Below are 333 nucleotides of genomic sequence, written 5' to 3'. Positions count from 1 at the left end.
ATCAATGTAGCTGTACGAAAAGATTTAAGTCCTAACATAGAGCGTATACGTTTTTTAATGAAACGATGGTCTTGCTCTACGATGTTATTTAGATATTTTATCTGTCGGATTTGAATGCCTAACGGTATCTGTTTTTCTTTCTTTAACCCTGTAATAGCAATTGGATAAGCAGGGTTTGTATCAACTGTGATTGCACGAGGTTTTGAAGCATGAAAAGACTGCAAAGCTTTTTTGAAAAATCGCTTTGCAGCCTTAGGATTTCTGGATTTACTTAGATAAAAATCAATCGTGTTTCCTTCAGAATCAACAGCACGATATAGGTACATCCATTGC

1 protein-coding gene is annotated in these 333 nt (G+C 35.4%); it reads right to left on the bottom strand.

Annotated features, from left to right (window positions below; translation table 11 throughout):
- The coding region (locus JDS99_RS31155) for an IS6 family transposase (RefSeq protein WP_199696515.1) at positions 1-333 on the bottom strand (333 nt) is incomplete at both ends.

Source organism: Bacillus cereus group sp. N6 (genome assembly GCF_016483705.1).
GTDB classification, from domain to species: domain Bacteria; phylum Bacillota; class Bacilli; order Bacillales; family Bacillaceae_G; genus Bacillus_A; species Bacillus_A wiedmannii.
Note: the sequence above shows the minus strand (reverse complement) of the source record. Positions and strands in the feature narration are given on the sequence as shown.